Here is a 24,762-nt window from a genome sequence, read left to right as displayed (position 1 = left end):
CAATGGTCGAAGAGCATCGGCCGAGGATTTTGACTATCCCAGCAGGGTTTCCTTTCCTGAAGACCCTTGCCGAAAGCCTCTGTGACGGCAGGCTGACGCGTTGTTTCCGGTATGATCCTGACGACCCTCTGTCGCTTTCAAAGGTAACCATCTATCTGCCGACGAGACGCGCCGCGCGCGTGCTGCGTTCCGAATTCGTCGATCTCCTTGGCGGCCGATCGGCAATCTTGCCGGTCATCCGGCCGCTTGGTGAAACTGACGACGACATGGGGTATTTTGATGAAGCCCTGCCGGCGACGTTGGATCTCGCCCAGCCGCTTTCGAACACCGCCCGCCTGCTAGAACTCGCACGCCTCGTCCTTGCCTGGCGAAATAAGCTGCCGGAGATCGTCCGCAGCATCCATTCGGATTCGCCACTCGTCGCGCCCGCGAGCCCTGCTGATGCCATTTGGCTTGCGCGCAATCTTGCGGAATTAATTGACGCCATCGAAACCGAGGATCGGGATTGGACCGAACTGTCTCGCCTGAACGCGAAAGACTATGCGCTCTGGTGGCAGCTGACCGCCGAATTCCTGCAAATCGCCAGTGTTTATTGGCCCGAAAGATTGAACGAGCTCGGCAAGTCGTCCCCTGCGAGGCACCGCAACGCTATCCTTCGCGCGGAAGCGAATCGCATTGCGACAGTCCCCCCGATGGGGCCCATCATCATTGCTGGATCGACGGGCTCGGTGCCGGCGACAGCCGACCTGATTGCGGCGGTGGCCAATCTTCAGGATGGTGTCATTGTGCTGCCGGGTCTCGACCTCGGGATGCCTGAAGGGCATTGGAGAATGGTGGCGCCGGAGGACCGAAAAGATCAGCCGGCGGACCCGGCAAGTCGCAGCCACTCGCAATACGGCCTCGCTCAACTGTTGAAGCGGCTGCACCTTACTCGTGACGACGTAATGCCGCTTGCGGAGCCTACCGAGGACTTGCGGCTGCGTAGTGAAATCCTCTCGCATGCGCTCGCGCCGGCCGAAGCCAGCAGCGATTGGGGCGCGTGGAAGGCGGGCCTGTCCGACGCGGCCATTTCTTCAGCATTCGCCGACGTCTCGTTGATCGAAGCGGGCAACGAGCGAGAGGAGGCCACTGCCATCGCCATCGCGCTCCGTCTGGCGCTCGAATGCCCCGGCATTGACGGTGAAAGCCGCGCGGCGCTGATCACGCCCGATCGTAATCTGGCGCGCCGGGTGACCACGGAATTGTCACGCTTCGGCATCATCGCCGACGACTCAGCCGGCACCCCGCTGTCAGCGACACCGCAGGGGACATTGCTGCAACTGCTGCTCGAGGCAACGCTTCGCCCGGGCGATCCTGTCGCCATTGTGGGCTTGCTCAAACATCCGCTTGCACATTTCGGGCTGGAGCGCCGCGTGCTTGCCGAAGCGGTAAGGGCACTTGAGCTTCTGGCGCTACGCGGTGGCATCGCCGACGTCGACATCGCTACACTGGAACCGCTCCTCGAAAAACGGTTGTCTGAGCACGCCTTGGATCGCCACGCGCCGCAGTGGCGCAAAGCACTCCCCGTGAATGCCATCGACTTTGCGCGGGAGCTTGCCCGCCGGGTTACTGCAGCCACCGAACCGCTGGCATCCGCGCTTGTCAGATGCCTGCCCGAAAAACGTGGCTTGACGACCAGTTTCGCGCTCTCCGACTGGGCAAGACGCACCGGGCGCACGCTGGAGGCGGTAGCGAGGGACGAACGTGGCGACCTTGCCGGATTATGGTCGGGAGAGGCCGGTAATACGCTGGCTTCAATGCTCGGCGAAGTCATCGAAACCGAAGGGCAGATCGACGCCGACGGTCCGCAATGGATCGATATCGTCGCAGCACTCTTGGCGGGACAGGCGGCAAAACCACGGGCGCTGAGCCACCCTAGAGTGTTCATCTTCGGCACGCTGGAAGCGCGCCTCCAGAGCGTGGACACGCTCATCCTCGGAGGGCTGAACGAAGGATCGTGGCCGGGGCAGACGTCCAACAATCCCTTCGTCTCCCGCACGATGAAGACGGAGATTGGCCTTGAGCCGCCGGAACGGCGGATCGGCCAGCTGGCGCACGATTTTGAAATGGCGAGTGGGACGCGTCATCTCATCTATTCACGCGCCCTGAGACAAGGTTCGACGGCCACCGTCGCATCGCGCTGGCTGCAACGACTGCTTGCCTTCGGGGGCAAGGCGTTCGAAGCCGAACTCAAAAGCCGTGGTGACAGTCTTGTGCACTGGGCAAACCTGATTGACCAAGGTGACCGACAAGCGCCCGCGCAGCGTCCGAGTCCGACGCCGCCGCGGGAGATGCAGCCGAAGTCGTACTCGTTCAGTGAAGTCGGGCGCTTGCGCCGCGACCCCTATGCGATCTATGCGCGCCGCGTTCTACGGCTCGATCCCGTCGCTCCGTTCAACCGAGATCCTGGCGCCGCAGAGCGCGGAACGCTCTATCACAAGATCATCGACCGCTTTGTAAGCGAAGGCCATATCGCTGGAACACCGGCTGCGGAAAGCGCGATGGAGATTATTCTGACTGAGCTCTTCGATACGGAGCAGCTCCCCGCACATATCGATGCGGTTTGGCGTCCGCGTTTCCGGGAGGTTGCCCGTTCTTTTCTTGAGTGGGAGGCACAGCGGCGGCCAGGCATTCGAAGAACGCTGACAGAGGTGCGTGGTGGTATCGAGTTGGAGCCCATCGGTATCCGGCTCAGCGGCGTCGCCGACCGGATCGATATCACTGCAACTGGCACTGCGGACATCATCGATTACAAGACTGGGCATAATCCCTCGCCGGCTCAGGCGCGTGCACTTCTCGATCCCCAATTGGCGCTGGAGGCGGCCGCGCTTCGTGCCGGCGCCTTCCGGGATGTTGGCAGTCTGGTTCCACAGGATCTTCTTTACGTACGCTTGCGGCCGGGCGATCGCTTCCGGGTCGACACGGTCAACAACGAGACCTCGACCAGAGCTGACAGGGCGAAATCGGCTATGGATCTGGCTTCGGACTCGATCGATCAGTTGATCAGGTTCGTTTCGCTTCTGCAGTCGGGCGAGAAGGGTTTCACCTCGCGGCTTGTGCCGGCACAACAGTTTGACTTTGGTGGCGACTACGATCATCTGGCGCGCGTGTCCGAATGGTCTGCTGCAGAAAGCGAAGAGGCAACCGGCGATGAATGACGAACCTTCATTGCCCGAGGACGACGATCCCCTCGCCTGGACGAGTTGGACGACGATCCAGCAATCGATTGCATCGGATCCGCAGCGCTCGGCCTGGGTTTCGGCGAACGCCGGCTCGGGAAAGACCCACGTTCTGACACAGCGCGTCATTCGGTTGCTGCTCGCCGGAGCGCGGCCATCGGCAATATTATGTCTCACCTATACGAAAGCAGCGGCCTCGGAAATGTCTAACCGCGTCTTCGAGCGGCTCGCAGAGTGGGCCGTTCTGTCGGACGAAGAGCTTGAAGAGCGGATCGCGCGGATCGAGGGCAAGGCGCCGGATGCCCTGAAGCGTGCGGACGCAAGGCGGCTTTTTGCCAAAGCGCTCGAGACACCAGGCGGCCTGAAGATCCAGACCATTCACGCATTTTGTGAGGCCCTGCTGCATCAGTTTCCGCTCGAAGCCAACGTGGCCGGGCACTTCTCGGTGCTCGACGATCGGGCAGCCGCAACGCTTTTGGCGGATGCACGGCGGTCTCTCCTCACGGCGACCACGCCGGAGGATGACCCCGCACTCGCGCGGGCCTTTGCCTATGTCCTCAATCTCGGCGATGAATCGGGCCTGGAAAACCTGCTGGAAGAGATCATTGCCAATCGCAATGCGATCCAGAGCTTTATGCGAGAAGCAGAACGAAAAGGTGGTCTCGATACCGTCCTGCGCAAGAAGCTTCGCCTTTCGGCCAATGACACGGCAACTGCAATCGCCGAAGAGTATTGGCCGCTTCCGGGCCTGTGCGGCGGTGTACTTGACCTGTATTTGGGCGTTGCCGGCCAGAAGGGTGGCGTCAAGGTGCAGGATATCGCAGCCGGCTTGCGGTCGGTTGCGCGCGAACATGATGCTGCGCGCCGCGCTTCGCTGCTGGAGAAGATTTTCCTGACCGCCAAGGGAGAACCGAAGGCGGATTCGCAATTTGTCGTGAAGGCAATGTTGAACGAAGCGCCCGAACTGGCCGATGCTGTGGCAACGGCCCGAGCGCACGTCGTGTTGTGCCGAGATCGGTTGAAAACGGCGCGTATGTTCGAGGCCACGCACGCAGCGCTGATTCTCGCTGACCGCCTCAACAAGCACTACGACGACCTTAAGAAGCAACGCAGCCAACTCGATTTCGAGGATCTGATAACGCGGACCGCCGAGCTCTTGAACAAGAGCGACGTTGGCCCATGGATCCACTACAAGCTCGACCAGGGCATTGATCATATCCTCGTGGACGAGGCACAGGACACGAGCCCGATCCAGTGGAGCGTCATCCAGTCGCTGGCCGAAGATTTTTTTTCAGGCGAAAGCGCCCGCAATGCAGTGCGAACCCTGTTTGCCGTTGGGGATGAAAAGCAATCCATCTATTCGTTCCAGGGCGCTCGTCCCGAGCGCTTCTCGCAGGAAAGCCAGGAGACGCGCCGGCGCGTCTCCCAAAGCGGGCTTGCTTTCTCGACGGTCCGGCTTCCGCTCTCGTTCAGATCGACCTCGGATGTCCTCGCCGCTGTCGATCATATCTTCACGCCGGCCGAAAATGCTCGCGGGTTGAGCGCGACGGGCGAGCCGGTAGTTCATCGTTCAAATCGCATCGGCCATCCCGGCGCAGTCGACCTCTGGGACATGGTTGTGCCTGAGGTGGCGATTAAGGAAGAAGACTGGACCGCACCTTTTGATGCGACGCCGGAGAGCGCCCCGCCATCCATTCTCGCGCGTCGCATCGCCCATACGATAGGCAATCTGGTGGGTCGGGAAACCATTGTCGAGAAAGGGAAAGAACGACTGATCGAGGCTGGGGATATCCTCGTCCTCGTGCGCAAGCGGGACGCTTTCGTCAACGCATTGACCCGTGCGCTGAAACGGCGTGGCGACATACCGGTTGCCGGTGCCGATCGCCTGCGCCTGACAAGCCACATCGCAGTTCAGGACCTCGTGGCGCTCGGTCGCTTTCTGCTACTGCCCGAAGATGACCTTTCCCTGGCCGCGCTCATGAAGAGCCCGCTTCTCGATCTGAGCGAAGAGGACGTGTTTGCCGTTGCGGCCCTTCGCTCGGAAGACGCGAGCGCTTGGGTGCACGTGCAAAAGTTCGCCGCCGACGGCAGGGCGCGCTTCGAGACGGCGGTCTCACGTCTCAAGGTCTTCTTGGATGAATCCAAGAGCCTGTCGGTCCACGACTTCTATGCGCGCGTTCTCGGCTGCCATGGCGGACGACGACAATTCCTGGCCCGGCTTGGAACCGAGGTGAGCGATATTCTTGATGAATTCTTGACGTTCGCGCTCGATCACGAAAGTTCGGGTCTGCCCGGTCTGCAATCCTTCATATCCACGCTTGAGATCGAAGCGCCAGAGGTAAAACGCGAGCAGGACAAGGGTCGCAACGAAGTTCGGATAATGACCGTGCACGCATCAAAGGGCCTTGAGGCACCTGTGGTGTTCCTTGTCGATGGCGGATCCAAAGCCTTCACGCACTCGCACATGCCCAAACTCCGGTTGCTGGAGCAGGAGCAGGGCGAACCGCCGATGCCAGCCTGGGTTCCGCTCGGCGACCTCAGCAACTCCCTTACCAAAGCAGACGCGACACGCATCCAGGCATTGGCGGAACAGGAATACCGACGCCTGCTCTATGTCGCGATGACCCGAGCTGCCGACCGACTTACCGTTTGCGGTTACAGAGGTGTCCGGCCCAACACAGACACCTGGCATGCAATGATTTCTGCTGCGATGACAGACAGCCACCCGCACGTATCGGCAGCGACATTTTCTGGACCGGACGGTAGCTGGGCTGGCGTCGAATGGCGGGTTCCGCGGGTCGCGCGAAGCTTTGAACGACTGGGACACGTCGAACAGGCGGCTAGGCAAGAGTCCATCCCGCCCAGCCTCGACAGGCCGCTGCAGTCGCGCAAGCAACTGCCTCGCCCGCTGAGCCCATCTGGGGTGGGAACGATCGTTGATGATGGGGCAGACGATCTCCTAGTCGCCTCCCCACTTTTTGCTGAAAAAGGCAAGCCGGACCGGTCACTGCAGAAGGGAAGGCTTCTCCACCGTATGCTGCAGACGCTGCCAGACGTGCCGCATAGCGTGCAGGCAGATGCGGCCATGCGCTACGTCAGACGTGCGGCGTCTTTCTGGCCGGAAGCCGAGCGACAGCAACTGGTCGATTCAGTATTGAGACTGTTGCGCGACCCGAACCTCGAGCCGGTGTTCTCGGCCCATACACAGCCGGAAGTCTCGATCATGGGCACACTGACGATCGGCGGAGTGGACCACGCCGTTTCGGGTCGCGTGGATAGAATGGCGGTTTTCGACGATCGCGTCGTGGTGCTCGACTATAAGACCAATCGCGTCCCGCCGCAGACGGAAGAGTCGATCCCTTTTGCCCACAAGGCGCAGCTTGCCATCTATCGCGAGATCTTGGCACCACTCTATCCAGGCAAGGAAATCGATTGCCTGCTCGTCTACACCGAAAACGGTTCCGTTCACATGTTGACGCCCGATGCCCTGGCGTCGGCGCTTGCGCAACTCGAAACAAAGTGAAATACCGGGCATTGAAATTGCCGCGCCGCACGCTCACATGAGCTTCAACAGGAATCCGTAAAGGAGCAGCCTATGGCTACCGTAAAAGTCGATATTAACAACTTCCAGTCTGAAGTTCTCGAATCCGCAGAACCCGTCGTCGTCGATTTCTGGGCTGAATGGTGCGGACCATGCAAGATGATCGCTCCGAGCCTTGAAGAACTCGCCGTTGAGTTTCAGGGCAAGGTGAAGGTCGCAAAGCTCAACATTGATGAGAACCCAGAACTTGCCGCTCAGTTTGGCGTCCGTTCCATTCCGACGCTCGCCATGTTCAAGGCCGGCGAAGTTGCTGACATCAAGGTTGGCGCTGCCCCGAAGACCGCTCTTTCGAGCTGGATCTCTAGCGCCGCTTAAATATTTGCCTGCATGCAGATAAGAAGAAGCCCGGCATTTTTGAACTGGCCGGGCTTTTTATTTCGGTGGCGTACCATTGTCGGCAAGCACATCGCCGACGAGATAGAGAGAACCGCCGATCAGAATGCGCGGCGGATGGGCCTGTTCGAAGGCGCCTTCCTTGATTGCCTCCAACGCATCACTGACAGTCGACATCGGCTCTGCTACGAGGCCGGCATCGTAGGCGGCATTCGCGAGGATAACTGGATCGATCATTGCGTCACTGCCACGGATCGGCACGCAATAGACCTTCTCGGCCAATCCCTTGAAAGCCCTGAAGTAGCCCACCGGATCCTTAGTGTTGATCATGCCGATGATAAGGAAGAGCGGCCGCGGCTGCTTTTCCTCGAAATTCGCCATTGCTTCGGCAATGACTTCACCGGCCCCAGGGTTGTGCCCCCCATCGACCCAGATTTCCGCCTTTGCCGGTGCGTTGGCCATCAGGTGTCCGTCGCTCAGACGCTGAAGACGACCTGGCCAGTCGACCGATAGCAGCGCCTTTTCCATCATCGTTTCGGTGACCGTAAAGCCGGCAGCCTTGACCGCGCGGATCGCCGCAGCGGCGTTGGCATATTGATGACGACCCGGAAGGCGGGGTAACGGCAGGTCGGCGAGACCGAACTCATCCTGATAGACGAGACGCCCGTATTCCTCATGTGCCATGTAATCCTGACCAAAGACGGCGGTAGGGCATTTCAATCGCTCGGCAGTCGACATCAGAACGTCGAGCGCGGCATCGTATTCCTGCTTGCCGATGACGACCGGGCAGCCGCGTTTCATGATGCCAGCCTTTTCGGCTGCGATCAGCTCGACCCGATCCCCCAGATAGGGTTGATGATCCAGCGAGATCGGCATAATCACCGAGACGGCGGGGTCAGAGATGACATTCGTCGCATCGAAACGCCCACCGAGACCTACCTCGATAATGGCGGCATCGGACGGATGCTCGGAAAACAGAATGAAAGTGACGGCAGTCAGGATTTCGAAAACTGTAATCTTCTGCCCATCATTGGCAGCCGCCACCCGCTGCACCGCCTCTGCGAAAACAGCATCTCCCACGAGCTGCCCGCGACCGCCCTTGGCGCCGATCCGGTAGCGTTCATGCCAGTTGACTAAATGTGGGGATGTATGGACGTGGGCGCTATAGCCGCCTGCTTCCAGAAGTGCGCGGCTAAAGGCAGTCACCGAACCCTTGCCGTTCGTGCCCGCCACGTGAATGACCGGCGGCAGCTTCTTCTGCGGATCACCAAGGACGGAAAGCAACCGCGTAATACGGTCCAGGGATAGATCGAAGCCCTTGGGATGCAATCCCATGAGCTTATCGATTTCCTGCGCTGCTTCGCTCACGCCGGCCTGACCCCTTGGTATCATCGCACGACCCGCCTAGTTGGATCAGGCGCTCGCGGCTATCGCGAGCGTCCCGCTTTCCTTGTTGAGGTTTGCCGCAGGCTTCTTGGTCAGGATTTTCAGGACGCGCGCCAGCGTATCCGGAATATCGTGGCGCTTGACCACCATATCGACCATGCCGTGCTCCAGGAGGTATTCCGACGTCTGGAAGCCTTCCGGTAGCTTCTCGCGGATCGTCTGCTCTATGACGCGCTTGCCGGCAAAGCAGATTTCCGCGCCCGGTTCGGCCAGATGCAGGTCACCGAGCATTGCGTAAGATGCCGTAACGCCTCCGGTGGTAGGATTGGTGAGAACCACGATATAGGGCTGGCCGGCTTCTTTCAACATGTCGACGGCAACGGTCGTGCGTGGCAGCTGCATAAGCGACAGGATGCCTTCCTGCATGCGAGCGCCGCCCGAAGCCGGAAACATAACCAGCGGGCACTTCTCGGCAATAGCGCGCTCGAAAGCCTTGACGATTGCTTCACCGGCGGCGATGCCGAGCGATCCACCCATGAAGTTGAACTCGTGCACAACGGCAACGAGCTTTAGACCCCGAACCTTACCGACACCGGCAACGATCGTGTCCTCCTGCTCGGTCTTGGTGCGGCTGTCCTTCAGGCGGTCCATGTATTTCTTGGAATCGCGGAATTTCAGCGGATCCTGCGCCACCCTCGGCTGCGGCAGCGCTTCATACGCGCCGTCGTCGAAAAGGTCGGCAAGTCGCGCCTTGGCCGGCATCTTCATGTGATAGCCTGAGGCCGGAATGACCCACTTGTTGTCTTCCAGATCCTTATGGAAGACCATCTCACCCGTTTCCGGGCACTTGATCCAGAGGTTCTCCGGCACTTCGCGGCGGCCCAGCATGGAACTGATGCGGGGGCGGACGTAGTTGGTGATCCAGTTCAAGTCGAAAACTCCTGATTGACTCTTGCCAATGTGGGGAAACTATTCGGCAGCAACAAGGCGCGCCGAACGTGTACCCGTTGACAATCCACGAACAAGGGTGGCGACGGCCTGGACGGTATCGGCGGTTGCCTTCCCATCCTTGGTGAGGCTCGTTGCCACCTGATTGACGATTGCGGTGCCGACAACCACCCCATCGGCCGAGCTGCCGATGACCTTTGCGTGGTCGGCGGTCTTGACTCCGAAGCCAACGCAAACAGGCAGACGGGTATGCTGCTTAATGCGCTTGACGGCACCCGATACCAGCGAGGGGTCCGGCAGCGCCGACCCGGTAATGCCGTTCATCGAGACGTAATAGACGAAGCCGGAGGTGTTCTTGAGAACGGTCGGCAAGCGCTTCTCGTCGGTCGTCGGCGTCGCCAGACGAATGAAATTGATCCCCTTCTTGAGGGCGGGGATGCAGAGTTCGTCATCCATTTCCGGCGGAAGATCGACGACGATCAGGCCATCGATACCGGCCGCCAGCGCGTCATCCAGGAACTTCTCCACGCCGTAGATGTAGATCGGGTTATAGTACCCCATCATTACGATCGGCGTCGCGTCATCGTTCTTGCGGAAATCGGCGGCAAGCTGCAGCGTCTTCTTCAGGGTCTGGCCACTTTTGAGCGCGCGTTGGCCAGCCATCTGAATAGCCGGGCCGTCGGCCATCGGATCGGAGAACGGCATACCAAGCTCGATGACATCCGAACCCGCCTCTGGCAGAGCTTTCATGATGCCGAGCGAGGTTTCGTAATCCGGATCACCGCCCATGAAATAGGTGACGAGGGCGGGCCGGCCTTCCGCCTTCAGATCGGCGAAGCGTTTGTCCATACGTGCGGTCATGACTTACTCACCCATTCCCAAAATCTTGCCGACAGTAAAGATGTCCTTGTCGCCGCGGCCGGAGAGGTTCATGAGGATGATCTCGTCTTTGCCCATCTTCGGTGCGCGCTTGATGACCTCAGCCAGCGCGTGCGACGGCTCGAGCGCCGGAATGATGCCTTCGAGCCGGGTGAGCGTCTGGAAGGCTTCGAGCGCCTCATGGTCCATGATCGGGACGTATTCGACGCGGCCGATGTCGTTCAAGTAGGAATGCTCCGGGCCTATTCCTGGGTAGTCCAGCCCGGCGGAAATCGAATGACCTTCCTTGATCTGGCCGTCACCGTCCTGCAGCAGGTATGTGCGGTTGCCGTGCAGAACACCTGGCGAACCCGCGGTGATCGATGCGCAATGCTCGTCGCCACTCAGGCCCTTGCCACCGGCTTCGACGCCGACAATCTTGACACTCTCGTCGTCAAGGAACGGATGGAAGATTCCGATCGCATTCGAACCACCGCCGACGGCAGCGATGACAAGATCGGGCAGGCGTCCTTCAGCTTCCAGGATCTGCTGACGAGCTTCCGTGCCGATAACGGCCTGGAAGTCGCGGACCATTTCCGGATAGGGATGTGGGCCGGCGGCCGTACCAATTAGGTAGTAGGTGTCGTCGACGTTGGTGACCCAGTCACGCAGCGCCTCGTTCATGGCATCCTTCAGCGTGCCATGACCAGCCGTCACCGGCTTCACCTCGGCACCAAGCAGCTTCATTCGGAACACGTTCGGCGCCTGGCGCTCGACATCGGTCGCGCCCATGTAAACGACGCAGGGAAGACCGAAGCGCGCTGCAACGGTTGCGGAGGCAACGCCATGCTGACCCGCGCCTGTCTCAGCGATGATTCGCGTCTTGCCCATGCGCTTGGCAAGTAGGATCTGGCCAATGCAGTTGTTGATCTTGTGCGAACCGGTGTGGTTCAGCTCTTCGCGCTTGAAGTAGATCTTCGCTCCGCCGAGCTCAGCCGTCAGGCGCTCGGCGAAATAGAGCGGGCTCGGGCGGCCGATGTAGTGGGTACCAAGCTGCTTCAGCTCTGCCTGGAATTCCGGATCGTTTTTTGCGTTATTCCACTCGTCCTGAAGGTCGAGGATCAAAGGCATCAACGTCTCGGCGACGAAACGGCCGCCGTAAATGCCGAAACGGCCGTCTTCGTCAGGGCCGGAACGGAAGGAATTCGGTTTTGGCGTCTGGTTCACTCTCAACTCCCTGAGGCCATCTCGGGCTGACAGGCCCATTCGACCGCATCGAAAAACTCGTCGATCAATGCCACATCCTTGACGCCCGGTGCGCTTTCGACACCGGAGGACACATCGATGCCGGGTGCCCTTGTAATGGCCAGCGCCTCGGCAATGTTAGCTTTGTTCAAGCCACCGGAAAGCATGTAATCCACACTGTCGTCAAGCCAAGAGAGCAGGCTCCAATCGAAGGAAACCCCATTGCCACCGGGCAAATCCGATCCTTTCGGCGGCTTCGCGTCGAAAAGGAAACGGTCTGCAATGCCGATATAGGCCTCCACTCGCTTCAGATCATCGGCCGTCCGCACGGAGAACGCCTTCATGACCGGCAGTCCGTACACCGCCTTTATTGTCAAAACACGCTCCGGGCTCTCGTCGCCATGCAATTGAAGAATATCGGGCTTCAAGAGTGCGACGATCTCATCGAGATCGTCGTTGCTCGGATTGACAGTGACAGCAACGATCTTGGCTTTTCCACGCGCCGGCTCTGCAAGCTTGCCGGCGATATCGGGCTCGACATAGCGAGGGCTCTTTTCAAAGAAGATGAAGCCGATATGCGTGGCGCCTCGCGCCAGAGCACGATCTATCGTTTCGGCCGTCCTCAGTCCACAGATTTTGATATCCTGTTTCATGGCAGCGGAGTGACACGAAAAGCGATTGGAGTCGAGCCAAATCGCGACAAAAGCTGAATTTTACGAGGATTCGATCACTCAAAATCGATGGCGTGAAGCTGGCTGCCATGGCGCTTCAACCAAGTCTTCGCCTCTTCCATGTGCGGGCAGAGCTTCCCGCAAAGCGCCCAGAAGCGTGGTCCATGATTCATTTCCCTGAGATGGGCGACTTCATGTGCCGCCAGGTAGTCGACGACAGACGGCGGCGCCATAACGATGCGCCAGGAGAAGCTCAGATTTCCTTCAGATGAGCAGGATCCCCAGCGGCTGCGGGTATCCTTCATGGAAATCGACTTGATCGGCGCGTTGATAGAGCCGGCGTGCAGCATTGCCAGCCTTTCGAGATCCGCACGGGCTTCCTTCTTCAGGAATGTGGCGATACGCCGCCCGAGATGCTCGGGCATGCCGCTGACCTTCAACACCGGCTTGCCGTCAACAAGAGTCGCTTCGGTAAGACCACGAAGGCTGCCAGTGTGGTGAATGCGGTGCGATACTCCGCGAAAGAGAATGGCGCCCCCGTCCCGCAGGCCAGCGTCCGTTGAGAACTTCGCGAGTTTGGTGAGCAGCCAACCCTGGTGACGGTCCAGAAATGCGTTCACTTCACGCTGCGCCAATCCACTCGGGATCGTCATCTTCAGAGCCCGGCCACCCGGTTCAATGCGCAAGGTGATACGAGTTGCCCGCACGTGCTGCTTGATCGTCAGCGGCATCAGACGCCCGGCCACCTCAAGGGTTCGGGTCTCGGGCGGAGCCGGTTTTCGAACACTTCGACGTGGCTTTGCAAGGAGCGGGAACATAGGCATTTTCTATATGATTCGTGGGAATTCTTTACAAAGAAAAGCCGGCATCATCGATGCCGGTTCAAGTTTCAGTGCTGAAGCCTGCTGGAATTACGGAGTCTGGTATTCTGGTACCGGCCCGTTATCGTCACGCTTGGCGTTCTTACGATCGCGCATAAAGCGGTCGAATTCTTCCTGGTCCTTCGCGCGGCGCAGCTCGCGAACGTAGGAATCGAATTCCTCACGCATCTCGTCAAGCTTACGGCGCTCTTCTTCCAGCCGGTCGAGCTCGGCCTTCCGCCAATCGTCGAAGGCGACATTGCCCGTCGAGAAATGCGGGCGATAGCGGCCATGTGAACGTCGGCAGCCGGCAAAGAATCCGTCGGCGGCGCTGTTGGCGTCGCGCTTGAAACCGCGCAAGCGCTCCCCGAAGATGATGTAGGCTAGCATGGCGAGACCCAGAGGCCAGAAAACCACGAAGCCGAGGATCATCAGGGCAATGGTAGCCGGAGTCCAATCCGGGCGAAGCAATGCTGACTGGTTCATCGTGCGGTGTCCTCGCATTTTCCGCGTCCGGCGAGATACCGAACGCTGGAATCGATGTGGTTACACCCCCACTCAGCTTCAAGGCGGTTCATATCCAAATCGGACAATGCATTGAAATGTCACCGTTAATTCAGCACAATCTAAATCAGCCGGATTTTCCGCCCTTAATAACCCGCTTGACCACAGGCTTTCCTGTCCGTGCGTGTTCCTTCACGAAGCTGACGATGCGCGGCGCGATTTCCCTGCGGAAGCGAGAGCCGTTGAAGACGCCGTAGTGGCCGACATCTGGCTGCAGGTAGTGCATGCGCATGTTCTCGGGAATGTTGACACAAATCGTCTGCGCGGCTTTGGTCTGACCGACGCCGGAGATATCGTCGTTCTCCCCTTCGACGGTGAGAAGTGCCACGTTGCGGATCGCTGCGGGATCGACGAGCTTGCCACGGTGGAGCAACTCGCCCTTCGGCAGGGCGTGCTTGATGAACACCTGGTCGACCGTCTGAAGGTAAAACTCTGCCGTCAGATCCATGACGGCGAGATATTCGTCGTAGAAGTCGCGGTGTTTTTCGGCCGGCTCGCCATCGTTCTTCACCAGATGCATGAAGAATTCCTTGTGCGCGATCACATGACGATCGAGGTTCATAGACATAAAGCCGGACAATTGTAGGAAGCCGGGATAGACCGGGCGCATGAACCCGGGCTGCGGCCACGGCACATTCATGATTACATTATCCGCAAACCATTCCAGGGACCGTTCCTTGGCGAGCTGGTTGACCGCAGTCGGATTGATACGCGTGTCGATCGGCCCGCCCATCAGCGTCATCGAAGACGGCGAGAAGGGGTCATTCTCCGCCTCCATAACGGCTGCGGCAGCGAGGACCGGCACAGAAGGTTGACAGACCGCGATCACGTGCGTGTCCGGGCCGAGGAAGCGCAGCATGTCGATGACATAATCGACGTAATCATCAAAATCAAAAGTGCCTTCCGTCATCGGCACCATGCGGGCATCTATCCAATCCGTAATGTAGATGTCGGCGCTTGGCAGCAGCGCTTCGACCGTGCCGCGCAGCAGCGTCGCGTAGTGGCCGGACATCGGCGCAACAATGAGAATGCGCGGATCGGGCGCGTGCCCGTTTGGAACGTGGCGCGCGAAATGGAGAAGATTGCAGAAGGCCCGCGACCATACGATCTCTTCCCGCACCGCTACTCTTCGGTCGCCAATGACGGTATCGGTCAGATCAAACGAAGGCTTGCCGTAGCGACGTGTCGTACGCTCGAACATTTCGAGACTTGCCGCTACCGTCCGCCCCCAAGGCGTCTGCGAAATGGGATTGAACGGATTGGCATAAACCATGCGCATTATATCGGCGAAAGCCCGATACGGCGCCAATGCGGCATGGTTCAATTCATAAAGTTGATAAAACATGAGATGCGCCACCTTTCTCTAATCTGGAAGACGACGCCGATTGAAAAGGCGTCGGATTCTTTCCACGACGTGCTGGCACCTCAACGCAGATTAACAGGTTTTTGTTGCGCAGCAACATTGCCATCCGCACCGCAATAAGAAATGCCGGGAAATCTCCCCCGGCATCATGGTGCGCTCGAATGCTTAATGATCGCAGAATGGACGTCAGCGATCGGCTAGGAAGGTCTGCTTTTGCGTGCCCAAGCCTTCGATACCAAGCTCCACTACATCGCCAGCCTTAAGGAACCGCGGCGGCTTCATGCCCATGCCGACGCCCGGGGGCGTGCCCGTGGAGATCACGTCGCCCGGATGCAGTGACATGAACTGGCTGAGATAGGACACCACAAAGGCTACACCATAAACCATCGTTTTCGACGAGCCGTTCTGCATAGTTTCGCCATTGACCTTCAGCCACATGGCGAGGTTTTGCGGGTTGGCAATCTCGTCCTTGGTCACGAGCCAGGGACCGATCGGACCGAACGTGTCGCAGGACTTGCCCTTGGTCCACTGGCCGGCACGCTCGGTCTGGAAGGCGCGCTCCGAGACGTCATGGGAAACGCAGTAGCCGGCAACGTAGTCAAGCGCGTCAGCTTCGCTGACATACTTCGCCGTCTTACCGATGACGACACCGAGTTCCACTTCCCAATCCGTCTTCTCCGAGCCGCGCGGGATAAAGACATTGTCGTTCGGGCCCACGATCGCCGATGTCGCCTTCATGAAGATGACGGGCTCCGGCGGCACGGTAGCACCGGTTTCGGCAGCGTGATCGGAGAAATTGAGGCCGATGCAGATAAACTTGCCGGTGCCGGCAACACAGGCGCCAATGCGACCCGGTGCAAGTTCGGGCAGGCTCTTCGGATCGATAGCCTTTAGCTTAGCAAGGCCTTCAGGTGAGATCGTATCGCCGCCAATATCCAAAACGTGCGCCGACAGATCACGGATCTTGCCATCAGAATCGAGTAAAGCCGGCTTTTCGCGGCCAACCTCTCCAACACGCATAAGCTTCATGACATTTTCCTCCTCAGCAAAAACCACGGTTTATTGATCACCTATGAACGAGATATTCACCGGTGTCATCACGGCTTTTTGCCGGAGCGGTACGCTGCTTCAGAAAATATCGCCTAGATCGGGTCCTGACGGGACGATTCTCGTCGGATTGAGGCTTTCAATCGAATAGTACCCGCGCTTGATATGGTCGAAATTGACCGTTTCGGCGACACCTGGCCAGTCGAGCATCCGCCGGCAGAAGCGGCGAAGATTGGCGTAGTCGGACAGGCGCCGCAGATTGCATTTGAACAACCCGTGATAGGCGACGTCGAAGCGCGCCAGTGTCACAAATAGGCGAATGTCGCTCTCGGTTGGGTGATCGGCAAACAAGAAGGTCCGATCACCGATCTCTTTCTCCACCCAGTCGAGGCACTCGAATACGCCGGCACACGCTTCCTCGTAGGCAATTTGCGTGGTTGCAAAGCCTGCACGGTAGACGCCGTTGTTGAGGCTCGAATAGATCCGCTCGTTGAAAGCATCGATTTCACGCCGATGAGCAGTGGGGTAGAGATCGACAGAATTGCTAGCAAGATCATCGAAACCGTCATTCATCATCCGCAGGATGTCAGCTGACTCGTTGTTGACGATCGTCTGCAGTTGCTTGTCCCAGAGAAGGGGCACTGTCGCGCGCCCGGTAAAATCTGGCGCTGCGCTGGTATAGATCTCATGCATATAGGTTGCACCTTGGACATGGTCGTTTGTTGCCCCCTGATAGTCGCCGAACCGCCAGCCCTGCTTCGTCAATGCGGGCTCGACGATCGAAACCGAGATGGCCGATTCCAGCCCCTTCAGCTTTCTGCCGATCAGTGTTCGCGACGCCCAGGGACAGATGTAGGCAACGTAGAGGTGGTAGCGCCCCGCCTCAGCTTTAAAGCCGCCTTCTCCCGTCGGGCCTGCAGCGCCGTCCCGCGTTACCCAATTGCGGAAGCTAGACGTCTGGCGAACAAAGCCGCCCTTCTCATCCGTTGCCTGTACCGGCTGCCAATCTTCCGTCCATTTACCATTTACGAGCAAGACGCTTTCCTCTGATGCTGGTTTTGGACAAACTTAGCGTGCTTTTACGCGCGCGGGAGGCCGCCATTGTTAAACACACTGTCCACCGACCGCGGAGCAACGCTTGCTTGCCAAGTCTTTTGGATGCGGCCTAAAACAGGCGAGATGGAGGTTGATATGCTTGTTTCAACATCTACGGTCGCCACCGCGCACGCCAGCAAATATCTTCGCCAACCCTGCAAGCACTGGAGCCACCAGTTTGGCATCGATTCACGGCGGAGCATGGCCGCGTGCCCTTAAACCGCACGACGGAGGTGACGTTTGTGGCAGACGCGGGTGCCCTTCATGTGACGCTATCGCCGAACCGTGACAACTGGCGACATGAGGGTGTTGTCGCCGACCCTCTCAACGTTTAGCTTTGCGCAAAGAGCCGAAGATTACCTGGATTGCCTGACAACGCACTCGGAAGAGCCATGACAAAGAGCAACAACCGCGAATCCCAATACCCCATCAATCCATTGTTTCTGGAGCGGTGGTCGCCGCGTGCCTTTACCGGCGAAGTGATCGATGAGTCAGACCTTCTGACGATCCTCGACGCCGCTCATTGGGCACCGTCATCTGCCAACCAGCAGCCCTGGCGATTTATATATGCGCTCAAGGGCTCCGAGGATTGGGACAAATTCGTTGGGCTCCTCGTTGAATCCAATCAGGAGTGGGCAAAGAATGCTTCGGCCCTGATTTATCTTGTCTCAAGGGGATTCAGCGGCGATTTCTCCGAAGGAAGAACGAGCTACACGCATTCATTCGACGCCGGTACAGCTTGGGGCTATCTCGCGCTTCAAGCTCTGCTTTCGGGTTTCTATGCCCACGGCATGGGCGGCATCAAACACGAGGAGATCCAGAAAACCTTTTCGATTCCAGAGGGCTATCGGGTCGAGGCAGGGGTTGCGGTCGGGCGTCTTGCTGATAAGAGCATGCTTTCGGAGCGGTATCGGGAACGGGAAGTTCCAAGCCAGCGCAGGCCTCTTTCCGAGGTCGCTTTTCGAGGTAAATTTATCGCGAACTAGTCCTTAAACGGCAAAGCCCCGCGTCGAAACACGGGGCCCACAAAAATCTCGTGTTGCGTTGTTCAAATATCGAGGTTTGCAACGCTCAGCGCGTTGTCCTGGATGAACTCCCGGCGGGGCTCGACTTCATCACCCATTAGGCGAGCAAACAGGCCATCGGCGTCTGTTGCGTCGGAGACCTTGACCTGCAGCAGGGAGCGAACGTTCGGATCGAGCGTCGTTTCCCAGAGCTGTTCGGCATTCATCTCGCCAAGACCCTTGTAACGCTGCATCGTCAAGCCCTTGCGACCACTTGCGAAAATCGCGTCCAACAGCGCCCGCGGGCCGGAAATCTCCACGTCGCCGTCGCGTCGGGAGAGTGATGGAGGTATCTGATAGATCTCCTTCAGGCGAGCCGACAACTGATCGAGAAGCCGCGCGTCCTGTGAACCGATCAACGCCATATCGAGCACGACGACTTCCTTCACGCCGCGGACCATGCGCTCAAGCTTGAGGCCGCCTTCGCTGGTCAGGCCACCTTCCCAACCGCGTTCGGTCTCCTCAGCAATCAGGTCGAGGCGTCTGGCAACGTCACCGGCGAGCTGTTCCGCCCTCGAGCGGTCGCTGACAGCTTCTGCATTGAGGGCGCCTGCAATTGCTGCCTGTTCAACGGCAGCTCGATTGTAGCGTGAGTGCAGATTGTCGAGCAGCGCGCGAAGGCGCAGTGCATCGCTGATCACCTCGCCAAGGTCTTGGCCGGTTCGCACTTCGCCGCTCCCGAGCTTCAAGGCAGCATCTTCGAGACCCTGACCGATGAGATAATCCTCGAGTGCTTTCTCGTTCTTCACGTACTGGATCGATTTGCCGCGCGAGACCTTATATAGCGGCGGCTGGGCGATATAGAGATGGCCGCGCTCGATCAACTCCGGCATCTGGCGGAAGAAGAAGGTCAACAGCAGCGTGCGAATGTGGGCGCCGTCGACGTCAGCATCCGTCATGATGATGATCTTGTGGTAGCGCAGCTTTTCGGCATTGAACTCGTCCTTGCCGATGCCTGTCCCGAGAGCCGTAATCAGGGTGCCGATTTCCTGACTGGACAGCATCTTGTCGAAACGAGCGCGTTCGACATTGAGGATCTTGCCTCGCAGCGGCAGGATCGCCTGATTCTCGCGCGACCGGCCCTGCTTGGCCGAACCGCCTGCGGAGTCGCCCTCGACGAGGAAGACTTCGGACTTCGCAGGATCGCGCTCCGAGCAGTCGGCGAGCTTGCCGGGCAGAGAGGCGATGTCGAGAGCACCCTTGCGGCGGGTGAGTTCGCGCGCCTTGCGGGCCGCTTCGCGCGCAGCGGCAGCTTCAACTACCTTGCCGACCAGAACCTTGGCTTCCGTTGGATGCTCTTCCAGCCACGTGCTCAACGCCTCGCTGACGAGGTTCTCGACAACGGGGCGAACCTCCGAAGAAACCAGCTTGTCCTTGGTCTGTGACGAAAATTTCGGATCAGGCACCTTAACAGAAAGAACGGCGGTCAGGCCTTCGCGGCAATCGTCGCCGGTCAGTGTCACCTTTTCCTTCTTCGTGATGCCCGATGTATCGGCATAGGAGGTGATCTGACGGGTCAGCGCGGCGCGGAAGCCGGCCATGTGCGTGCCGCCGTCACGCTGTGGAATGTTGTTCGTGAAACAAAGGACGTTCTCGTGATAGCTGTCGTTCCACCACATCGCAACTTCAACGGTAATCCCATCCTTCTCGCCGCGGATTGCCACCGGCTTGTCGACGAGCGGCTTCTTGGCACGATCGAGATAGGAGACGAAGGCTTCCAGGCCGCCGTCATAGATCATCTCTTCCTGCTTGACATCCGAATGACGCTTGTCGCTGAGCAGGATGCGAACACCTGAGTTCAAGAACGCGAGCTCGCGAAGGCGATGTTCCAGGGTACCGTAATCGAATTCGGTCATCGTGAAGGTTTCGGAACTCGGCATGAAACTGACTTCCGTGCCGGTTTCATCGCCAGCATCGCCGGTCACCTTCAACGGCGCGTCGGCTACACCGTGCGTGAAGCTCATCTCATGGATCTTGCCTTGACGGCGGATCTTCAGCCTTAGCCAGATGGAGAGCGCATTGACAACGGAAACGCCGACGCCGTGCAGACCACCGGAAACCTTATAGGAGTTCTGGTCGAACTTACCCCCGGCATGCAGCTGCGTCATGATGACTTCGGCTGCCGAAACGCCTTCACCGCTATGGATGTCCGTCGGGATGCCGCGGCCATTGTCGGTGACAGTGACCGAACCGTCCGGATTGAGCGTCACGGTTACGATGTCGGCGTGGCCTGCAAGCGCCTCGTCGATCGCGTTGTCGACGACTTCGTAGACCATGTGATGCAGACCCGAGCCGTCGTCGGTGTCACCGATATACATACCCGGGCGTTTGCGCACTGCATCAAGGCCCTTTAGAACCTTGATTGAGTCTGCGCCATATTCGGTGCTAACGCCGTTTTCCGTCGTGGGTATATCGGTCATACTTTTCGAGAATTTCCCTGTTGTCGGGGCAGAGGAGAGACTTGCGAATCACCTGCCTTTTATATGCCAGAATATAGGGTTTTTGATCCAAGTTCCCAATGCCAGCGCGCCTAAACCGGCTATAAATCAGGGGATTATGACCGTTTTCCGTCCGCTTTTCCGCCGTTTTCGAGAATGCTCGTCAGATTGCCCAGCGTCGTGTGATCAAGATCACGAATGCGACCGGCTAGAAGGTTCGCAAAAGCGGTATGCTCGGACGATAATCCCGATGTATCAACGACCACCCGGGGGTCTGAGGAACGGGCCAAAAGGAAGAGTTCCTCTGCCTCATCCCAGATGATGTTGAAGTAACCCGCGATCCGTTGAAGCAAATCGAAAGTTGGCAAGCCGCGCCGTCCGTGCTCGAGTGCGGATAGGTACGCCGGCGAGACATTGAGAGCCGCGGCCATCTGCTTTTGCGAGACACCCTTTCGTTCGCGCAGCTTGCGAACAGCCTCACCGAACGGCGTCACGATCTCTCTCCGTGGCGGCGTGACAACCGGATGTAGAGCGCGCCCTCACCGCCGTGATGGTGGGCTGCCGTTTCATAGGACGAGATGAAGTACCGAAACTCAGGCTTCGAGAACCACATCGGAACGGCGCGCTTCAGAGCACCTTCGCTGCCAAGCGAACTGCCCTTTCCGGTGATAACCAGGACATGTCTCATTCCCCGCTCATGGGCTCGCATCAGAAACTCGAGAAGCAATAGATGCGCTTCGCTTTGGACCAACCCATGCAGGTCGATACGGGCCTCCAGGGGCAGACGGCCTTTGGCGATCTTGCGTTTGACAGGTTTTTCAAGCGGATGATGAAGACCGGATCGTGACTTGGGAGCTGTCGGCATAACTGAGGCCACGCTTTCCGGCGGCGATTTCGGGCGTGTTGCCCGCTCCTTTTCAACCTCTGCCTCTATCAAGAAAGCGTCTAGTCCAGCCAAGTCGTCCTGCTTGCCGGGCATTGGCCGCGTGCTCCGTGCCACCTTTCCCCAGAGTATCCTCTCATCCGCACTGAGCTTTCGGTCGCGTGCCATCAGGCGAACCTCGTCGCTGCAGCGTTCGGAAGCAGGATAACAAAATCGGCATCATGACGCACCGTCCCGGCAAGCTCTCCAGCCTCATCCCCGGAACCAGTAAAGATATCACCCCTCGCCGGGCCGACGATGGCCGAGCCGGTATCGAGGGCCAACATCAGTCGCGCAAACGGCCGTCCCTCATCTAGATGGACAAGAGTTTCGGAGCGAACGAAGAAGGGGAAGCCAAATGTGTGAATAAGCCGGTCAACGGCCAGCGAACGGCCGGCAATCAACGGCACTTTTGCCGCCGCGATGGGGCCGGCATTCAAATCCGTCGTCGGAACTTCTCGGAAGAAAATATAGGAGCGATTGTGCCAGAGAACTTCGTCGACCTGGTCTGGGTGGCTGCCTAGCCATTGCCGAATGGCTTGCATCGAAATCTCGGAACGGTCGATTTCTCCGCGCTCGATCAGCAACTTGCCGATCGCCGAAAACGGGTGTCCCGCCTTCGCGGCATAGGTAATCCGGCCGATGGTGCCGTCCGGATATCGCAGCCGTGCTGCACCTTGCACATGGACAAAGAAGACCTCGATCTTCGACTTTGCCCAAGCGATTTCCAATCCTCGGCCGGCTAGGAATCCCTCATCGATTGCGCGCCGATCCGGATAAGCTTCAATGCCGGCTTCGCTCCTCCGGCCGAAGGCGTAGCTGTCGGGCAGACAGGCGGGACGGTTGCCCGCGTCAAGATCAATCAGATCATCGGGGCGGCAATACAAGGGAAAGCGATATTCATCGTCCGGCACCGCCGAGACCATAATCTCCGGCTCGTAGAAGGCTGTGACGAAACCCGGATTGCCGTCGGTTCGGCGGATTCTAAAAGGTCGACAATGGGATTGAAAGAAGGCCCGGCCATCGGCTGCCGACGACAGGTTCTGGCGCCGCGCTGCCTCGAGCAACGGCAAAAGGTCCTCGGTGGTCAAGCCGAGTGAACCAGTCCGATATGGCTTGATGTCAATGATCTGCCGTCGGCATGCTTCCATGACTTCAAAAAGGCCGGAGGGATCATCAGTCCTCCAGCCTTCCAGATCATCGAAGGTAATTGCTTGCAGGGCGAAGCCCGGGGTTTCTTCACTCATGCTTCCGATTCGGTGGCCACGAGTTTCCAGTTGGGATCGCGCGAACGGGTGTCGCGCGCAAATGTCCAGAGATCATTGACCTCAGCGACATTCTCCGCATCGCCCTCAATCAGCTTGTCAGCTTTGTCATAAGTTGCCGAGATCAGCTGACTGACAATACGAAGAGTAATCTGCACCTCCGTGCCCTTGATCTCAGCATTGGTGATCTCGGCCTTGTCGATTCCGACGAAGGTCGACTTCACCTTCTCACCCTTGGATTCGCGATCAGCAATGGCGGCGTCAAAACCGTCATAAACTTCGCGCGATAGCAAATTTTTCAGAGCCTTACGATCGCCATCCGCAAACGCCATCACAATCATTTCGTAGGCCATGCGGGCGCCGTTTACGAATTCCTTTGGATTGAATGAAGCATCCGCCTTGTTGATTTCCCGAAGAGATTCGTTCAGCGAGGTGCCAGGCGGAGCGAAGGCGTCGATTGCTGCAAAGCGATCGTCGTCTTCGGCCGACGCCTCACGACGCGGTAATGTCACCACTTTTCCAGCATCCGGCGAGTCGGGGGCAACGGCATCGCGCGGCGTATAGAGATCGCGCGGGGGCTTTTCACTTCCCGTACGACGACCGAGAACGCTGCGCAGCTGCAGAAAAATCAGAACCGCCGCCACAAGAAAAAACAATGTGATGAAGTCGTTTGAACCCATATCCCGCCGCAGCCGCTGTTAACATCCCTGATTTGTACTCCCATATAGTCCGCCTATACAGATGATTCAAATAGGGTGAGCAATGCCAATCCTCCAACAGAGTCCAGTTTAGACGGAATGAAACGATGCCATTGAAGATCCTGCCCGGCTTTCTGCTGCTGCTTCCGATCGCCGAGATTGCCGGTTTCGTGCTTGTGGGAAAAGCGATTGGGCTATGGCCTACGCTGGCGCTTGTTATTCTGAGCTTCATTGCCGGCATGACACTGCTACGCCGTCAGGGCATCGGGATTCTCCGCCATATGTTGACTGAAGGGCGAGACGGCATGATGCCTGGGCGAGAGCTGGTTCGACCGGCCATGTTCGTGATCGCCGCATTGTTGCTGATGGTCCCGGGCTTCATCACCGACATCATGGCGTTGCTGATTTTCGTTCCAGCTGTACGTGATCTCGCCTGGCAATATGTAAGCCGCCGTTTCGCCGTCGTGGGTTCAGCGAGCAGCTTCAAGACGTCAAACCGCACCAACGATTCTAAGATCGTCGACCTCGACGACGAGGATTATCGACGCGAACCCAACGACAACTCTCCCTGGTCGGGGAAGCATCTTGGCAAGTGAGGAAAGGTCCGAGCCGGCCGGGCCCAGGGTTGTAACACCATGCCCGAAATGATAGAGCGGCACCATCCAATGCCCTCGAGGAAAAGCCAATGGCCGACGAAAACAGCAATAACGGTGCAACAAGCCCGAGCCTTACCATCCTTGCCCAATACACCAAGGATCTCTCCTTCGAAAATCCGGGTGCTCCGCGTTCGCTGCAGGCGCGTGACAAGGCTCCGGCCATCAATATCAATGTCAACGTCAACGCCAATCCCCTCTCCGATACGGACTTCGACGTGGTTCTGTCTTTGAATGCCGAAGCCAAGGATGGCGACAAGACGGTCTTCCACACGGAACTCGTCTATGGCGGCGTCTTCCGGATTGCCGGGTTCCCGCAGGAGCACATGCTGCCTGTTCTCTTTATTGAGTGCCCGCGCATGCTGTTCCCGTTCGCGCGTCAGATCATTGCCGACGTCACACGCAATGGCGGCTTCCCGCCGCTTATGATCGATCCAATCGATTTTTCTCAGATGTTTGCGCAGCGGGTTGCCGAAGAGCAGGCGCGTGCCAAGGTTCAGGCGACTCCGAACTGACAGCGCAACTGGCACGCT

Annotated in this window: 21 protein-coding genes; 6 read left to right on the top strand and 15 right to left on the bottom strand. The window is 58.6% G+C overall.

Features of this window, described 5'->3' with window-relative positions:
* The first annotated feature begins 2 nt into the window (after positions 1-2).
* From addB to trxA, 3 genes are all read left to right on the top strand, one after another.
* The gene (gene addB / locus BN77_RS04065; RefSeq protein ID WP_007528750.1) at positions 3-3,197 is read left to right on the top strand and encodes a double-strand break repair protein AddB; all 3,195 of its coding nucleotides are present in this window, start codon (positions 3-5) and stop codon (positions 3,195-3,197) included.
* Entirely contained in the window at positions 3,190-6,741 is a 3,552-nt protein-coding gene (gene addA, locus BN77_RS04060) for a double-strand break repair helicase AddA (protein ID WP_040676714.1), read from the top strand. Before addB ends, addA begins: the two co-directional genes overlap by 8 nt.
* A gap of 72 nt (positions 6,742-6,813) precedes the next feature.
* The gene (trxA, locus tag BN77_RS04055; protein ID WP_007528746.1) at positions 6,814-7,134 is read left to right on the top strand and encodes a thioredoxin; all 321 of its coding nucleotides are present in this window, start codon (positions 6,814-6,816) and stop codon (positions 7,132-7,134) included.
* A 57-nt stretch (positions 7,135-7,191) separates the two neighbouring features.
* Here the strand turns inward: trxA and BN77_RS04050 are convergent, their stop codons facing one another.
* The 10 genes from BN77_RS04050 to BN77_RS04005 form a co-directional block, all read right to left on the bottom strand.
* Entirely contained in the window at positions 7,192-8,544 is a 1,353-nt protein-coding gene (locus BN77_RS04050; protein WP_007528744.1) for a bifunctional folylpolyglutamate synthase/dihydrofolate synthase, read from the bottom strand.
* Positions 8,545-8,565: 21 nt separating this feature from the next.
* On the bottom strand, positions 8,566-9,468 hold the full coding sequence (accD, locus tag BN77_RS04045; RefSeq protein ID WP_007528743.1) for an acetyl-CoA carboxylase, carboxyltransferase subunit beta: 903 nt from the start codon (positions 9,466-9,468) through the stop codon (positions 8,566-8,568).
* Between the two features lie 39 nt (positions 9,469-9,507).
* On the bottom strand, positions 9,508-10,347 hold the full coding sequence (gene trpA / locus BN77_RS04040) for a tryptophan synthase subunit alpha (protein WP_007528741.1): 840 nt from the start codon (positions 10,345-10,347) through the stop codon (positions 9,508-9,510).
* Positions 10,348-10,350: 3 nt separating this feature from the next.
* A complete protein-coding gene (gene trpB / locus BN77_RS04035) occupies positions 10,351-11,571 on the bottom strand; it encodes a tryptophan synthase subunit beta (protein WP_040676711.1) in 1,221 nt (406 codons plus the stop codon).
* A 2-nt stretch (positions 11,572-11,573) separates the two neighbouring features.
* Entirely contained in the window at positions 11,574-12,242 is a 669-nt protein-coding gene (locus BN77_RS04030; protein WP_007528737.1) for a phosphoribosylanthranilate isomerase, read from the bottom strand.
* Positions 12,243-12,316: 74 nt separating this feature from the next.
* Complete coding sequence (locus tag BN77_RS04025; protein ID WP_007528735.1) at positions 12,317-13,078, bottom strand: M48 family metallopeptidase; 762 nt, start codon at positions 13,076-13,078, stop codon at positions 12,317-12,319.
* Positions 13,079-13,171: 93 nt separating this feature from the next.
* Positions 13,172-13,606: a DUF2852 domain-containing protein gene (locus BN77_RS04020; protein WP_007528733.1), complete on the bottom strand. Its 435-nt coding sequence runs from the start codon at positions 13,604-13,606 to the stop codon at positions 13,172-13,174.
* 145 nt (positions 13,607-13,751) lie between these two features.
* Complete coding sequence (locus tag BN77_RS04015; RefSeq protein ID WP_007528730.1) at positions 13,752-15,029, bottom strand: polyhydroxyalkanoate depolymerase; 1,278 nt, start codon at positions 15,027-15,029, stop codon at positions 13,752-13,754.
* A gap of 204 nt (positions 15,030-15,233) precedes the next feature.
* Entirely contained in the window at positions 15,234-16,076 is an 843-nt protein-coding gene (locus BN77_RS04010) for a fumarylacetoacetate hydrolase family protein (RefSeq protein ID WP_007528728.1), read from the bottom strand.
* A gap of 99 nt (positions 16,077-16,175) precedes the next feature.
* Positions 16,176-17,129, bottom strand: coding sequence for a glutathione S-transferase family protein (locus tag BN77_RS04005; RefSeq protein WP_007528726.1), 954 nt, complete (start codon positions 17,127-17,129; stop codon positions 16,176-16,178).
* Positions 17,130-17,581: 452 nt separating this feature from the next.
* On the opposite strand from BN77_RS04005, the gene BN77_RS04000 reads away from it, so the two are divergent.
* Positions 17,582-18,175: a nitroreductase family protein gene (locus tag BN77_RS04000; RefSeq protein WP_007528722.1), complete on the top strand. Its 594-nt coding sequence runs from the start codon at positions 17,582-17,584 to the stop codon at positions 18,173-18,175.
* A 62-nt stretch (positions 18,176-18,237) separates the two neighbouring features.
* Here the strand turns inward: BN77_RS04000 and gyrB are convergent, their stop codons facing one another.
* The 5 genes from gyrB to BN77_RS03975 all read right to left on the bottom strand — a co-directional run bounded on the left by gyrB (position 18,238) and on the right by BN77_RS03975 (position 23,558).
* Positions 18,238-20,673, bottom strand: a complete 2,436-nt coding sequence (gyrB, locus tag BN77_RS03995) for a DNA topoisomerase (ATP-hydrolyzing) subunit B (RefSeq protein WP_007528720.1) — start codon at positions 20,671-20,673, stop codon at positions 18,238-18,240.
* A gap of 134 nt (positions 20,674-20,807) precedes the next feature.
* On the bottom strand, positions 20,808-21,185 hold the full coding sequence (locus BN77_RS03990) for a helix-turn-helix domain-containing protein (RefSeq protein WP_007528719.1): 378 nt from the start codon (positions 21,183-21,185) through the stop codon (positions 20,808-20,810).
* Positions 21,182-21,742: a Smr/MutS family protein gene (locus BN77_RS03985; RefSeq protein ID WP_007528717.1), complete on the bottom strand. Its 561-nt coding sequence runs from the start codon at positions 21,740-21,742 to the stop codon at positions 21,182-21,184. Before BN77_RS03985 ends, BN77_RS03990 begins: the two co-directional genes overlap by 4 nt.
* A complete protein-coding gene (mltA, locus tag BN77_RS03980; RefSeq protein WP_007528715.1) occupies positions 21,742-22,860 on the bottom strand; it encodes a murein transglycosylase A in 1,119 nt (372 codons plus the stop codon). Before mltA ends, BN77_RS03985 begins: the two co-directional genes overlap by 1 nt.
* Positions 22,857-23,558: a Tim44/TimA family putative adaptor protein gene (locus tag BN77_RS03975; protein ID WP_007528712.1), complete on the bottom strand. Its 702-nt coding sequence runs from the start codon at positions 23,556-23,558 to the stop codon at positions 22,857-22,859. Before BN77_RS03975 ends, mltA begins: the two co-directional genes overlap by 4 nt.
* Before the next feature lie 125 nt (positions 23,559-23,683).
* Between BN77_RS03975 and BN77_RS03970 the strand changes: the two genes are divergently transcribed.
* Both BN77_RS03970 and secB read left to right on the top strand, forming a co-directional pair.
* Positions 23,684-24,172, top strand: coding sequence for an FxsA family protein (locus tag BN77_RS03970; protein WP_007528710.1), 489 nt, complete (start codon positions 23,684-23,686; stop codon positions 24,170-24,172).
* Positions 24,173-24,261: 89 nt separating this feature from the next.
* Positions 24,262-24,744, top strand: a complete 483-nt coding sequence (gene secB / locus BN77_RS03965; RefSeq protein WP_007528707.1) for a protein-export chaperone SecB — start codon at positions 24,262-24,264, stop codon at positions 24,742-24,744.
* Positions 24,745-24,762 lie beyond the last annotated feature (18 nt).

The organism is Rhizobium mesoamericanum STM3625 (genome assembly GCF_000312665.1).
Classification (GTDB): domain Bacteria; phylum Pseudomonadota; class Alphaproteobacteria; order Rhizobiales; family Rhizobiaceae; genus Rhizobium; species Rhizobium mesoamericanum.
This window is presented reverse-complemented; position numbering and strand designations above follow the sequence as displayed.

What these genes read in the sequence shown, in the direction of transcription:
- BN77_RS03985 (WP_007528717.1), bottom strand. Translation starts at nt 21,742, where the DNA reads ATGGCACGCGACCGAAAGCTCAGTGCGGATGAGAGGATACTCTGGGGA.
- secB (WP_007528707.1), top strand. Translation starts at nt 24,262, where the DNA reads ATGGCCGACGAAAACAGCAATAACGGTGCAACAAGCCCGAGCCTTACC.
- trpA (WP_007528741.1), bottom strand. Translation starts at nt 10,347, where the DNA reads ATGACCGCACGTATGGACAAACGCTTCGCCGATCTGAAGGCGGAAGGC.
- gyrB (WP_007528720.1), bottom strand. Translation starts at nt 20,673, where the DNA reads ATGACCGATATACCCACGACGGAAAACGGCGTTAGCACCGAATATGGC.
- mltA (WP_007528715.1), bottom strand. Translation starts at nt 22,860, where the DNA reads ATGAGTGAAGAAACCCCGGGCTTCGCCCTGCAAGCAATTACCTTCGAT.
- BN77_RS04020 (WP_007528733.1), bottom strand. Translation starts at nt 13,606, where the DNA reads ATGAACCAGTCAGCATTGCTTCGCCCGGATTGGACTCCGGCTACCATT.
- trxA (WP_007528746.1), top strand. Translation starts at nt 6,814, where the DNA reads ATGGCTACCGTAAAAGTCGATATTAACAACTTCCAGTCTGAAGTTCTC.
- BN77_RS04000 (WP_007528722.1), top strand. Translation starts at nt 17,582, where the DNA reads ATGACAAAGAGCAACAACCGCGAATCCCAATACCCCATCAATCCATTG.
- BN77_RS04030 (WP_007528737.1), bottom strand. Translation starts at nt 12,242, where the DNA reads ATGAAACAGGATATCAAAATCTGTGGACTGAGGACGGCCGAAACGATA.
- addA (WP_040676714.1), top strand. Translation starts at nt 3,190, where the DNA reads ATGAATGACGAACCTTCATTGCCCGAGGACGACGATCCCCTCGCCTGG.
- BN77_RS04010 (WP_007528728.1), bottom strand. Translation starts at nt 16,076, where the DNA reads ATGAAGCTTATGCGTGTTGGAGAGGTTGGCCGCGAAAAGCCGGCTTTA.
- BN77_RS04025 (WP_007528735.1), bottom strand. Translation starts at nt 13,078, where the DNA reads ATGTTCCCGCTCCTTGCAAAGCCACGTCGAAGTGTTCGAAAACCGGCT.
- BN77_RS03970 (WP_007528710.1), top strand. Translation starts at nt 23,684, where the DNA reads ATGCCATTGAAGATCCTGCCCGGCTTTCTGCTGCTGCTTCCGATCGCC.
- BN77_RS04050 (WP_007528744.1), bottom strand. Translation starts at nt 8,544, where the DNA reads ATGATACCAAGGGGTCAGGCCGGCGTGAGCGAAGCAGCGCAGGAAATC.
- BN77_RS03975 (WP_007528712.1), bottom strand. Translation starts at nt 23,558, where the DNA reads ATGGGTTCAAACGACTTCATCACATTGTTTTTTCTTGTGGCGGCGGTT.
- BN77_RS04015 (WP_007528730.1), bottom strand. Translation starts at nt 15,029, where the DNA reads ATGTTTTATCAACTTTATGAATTGAACCATGCCGCATTGGCGCCGTAT.
- addB (WP_007528750.1), top strand. Translation starts at nt 3, where the DNA reads ATGGTCGAAGAGCATCGGCCGAGGATTTTGACTATCCCAGCAGGGTTT.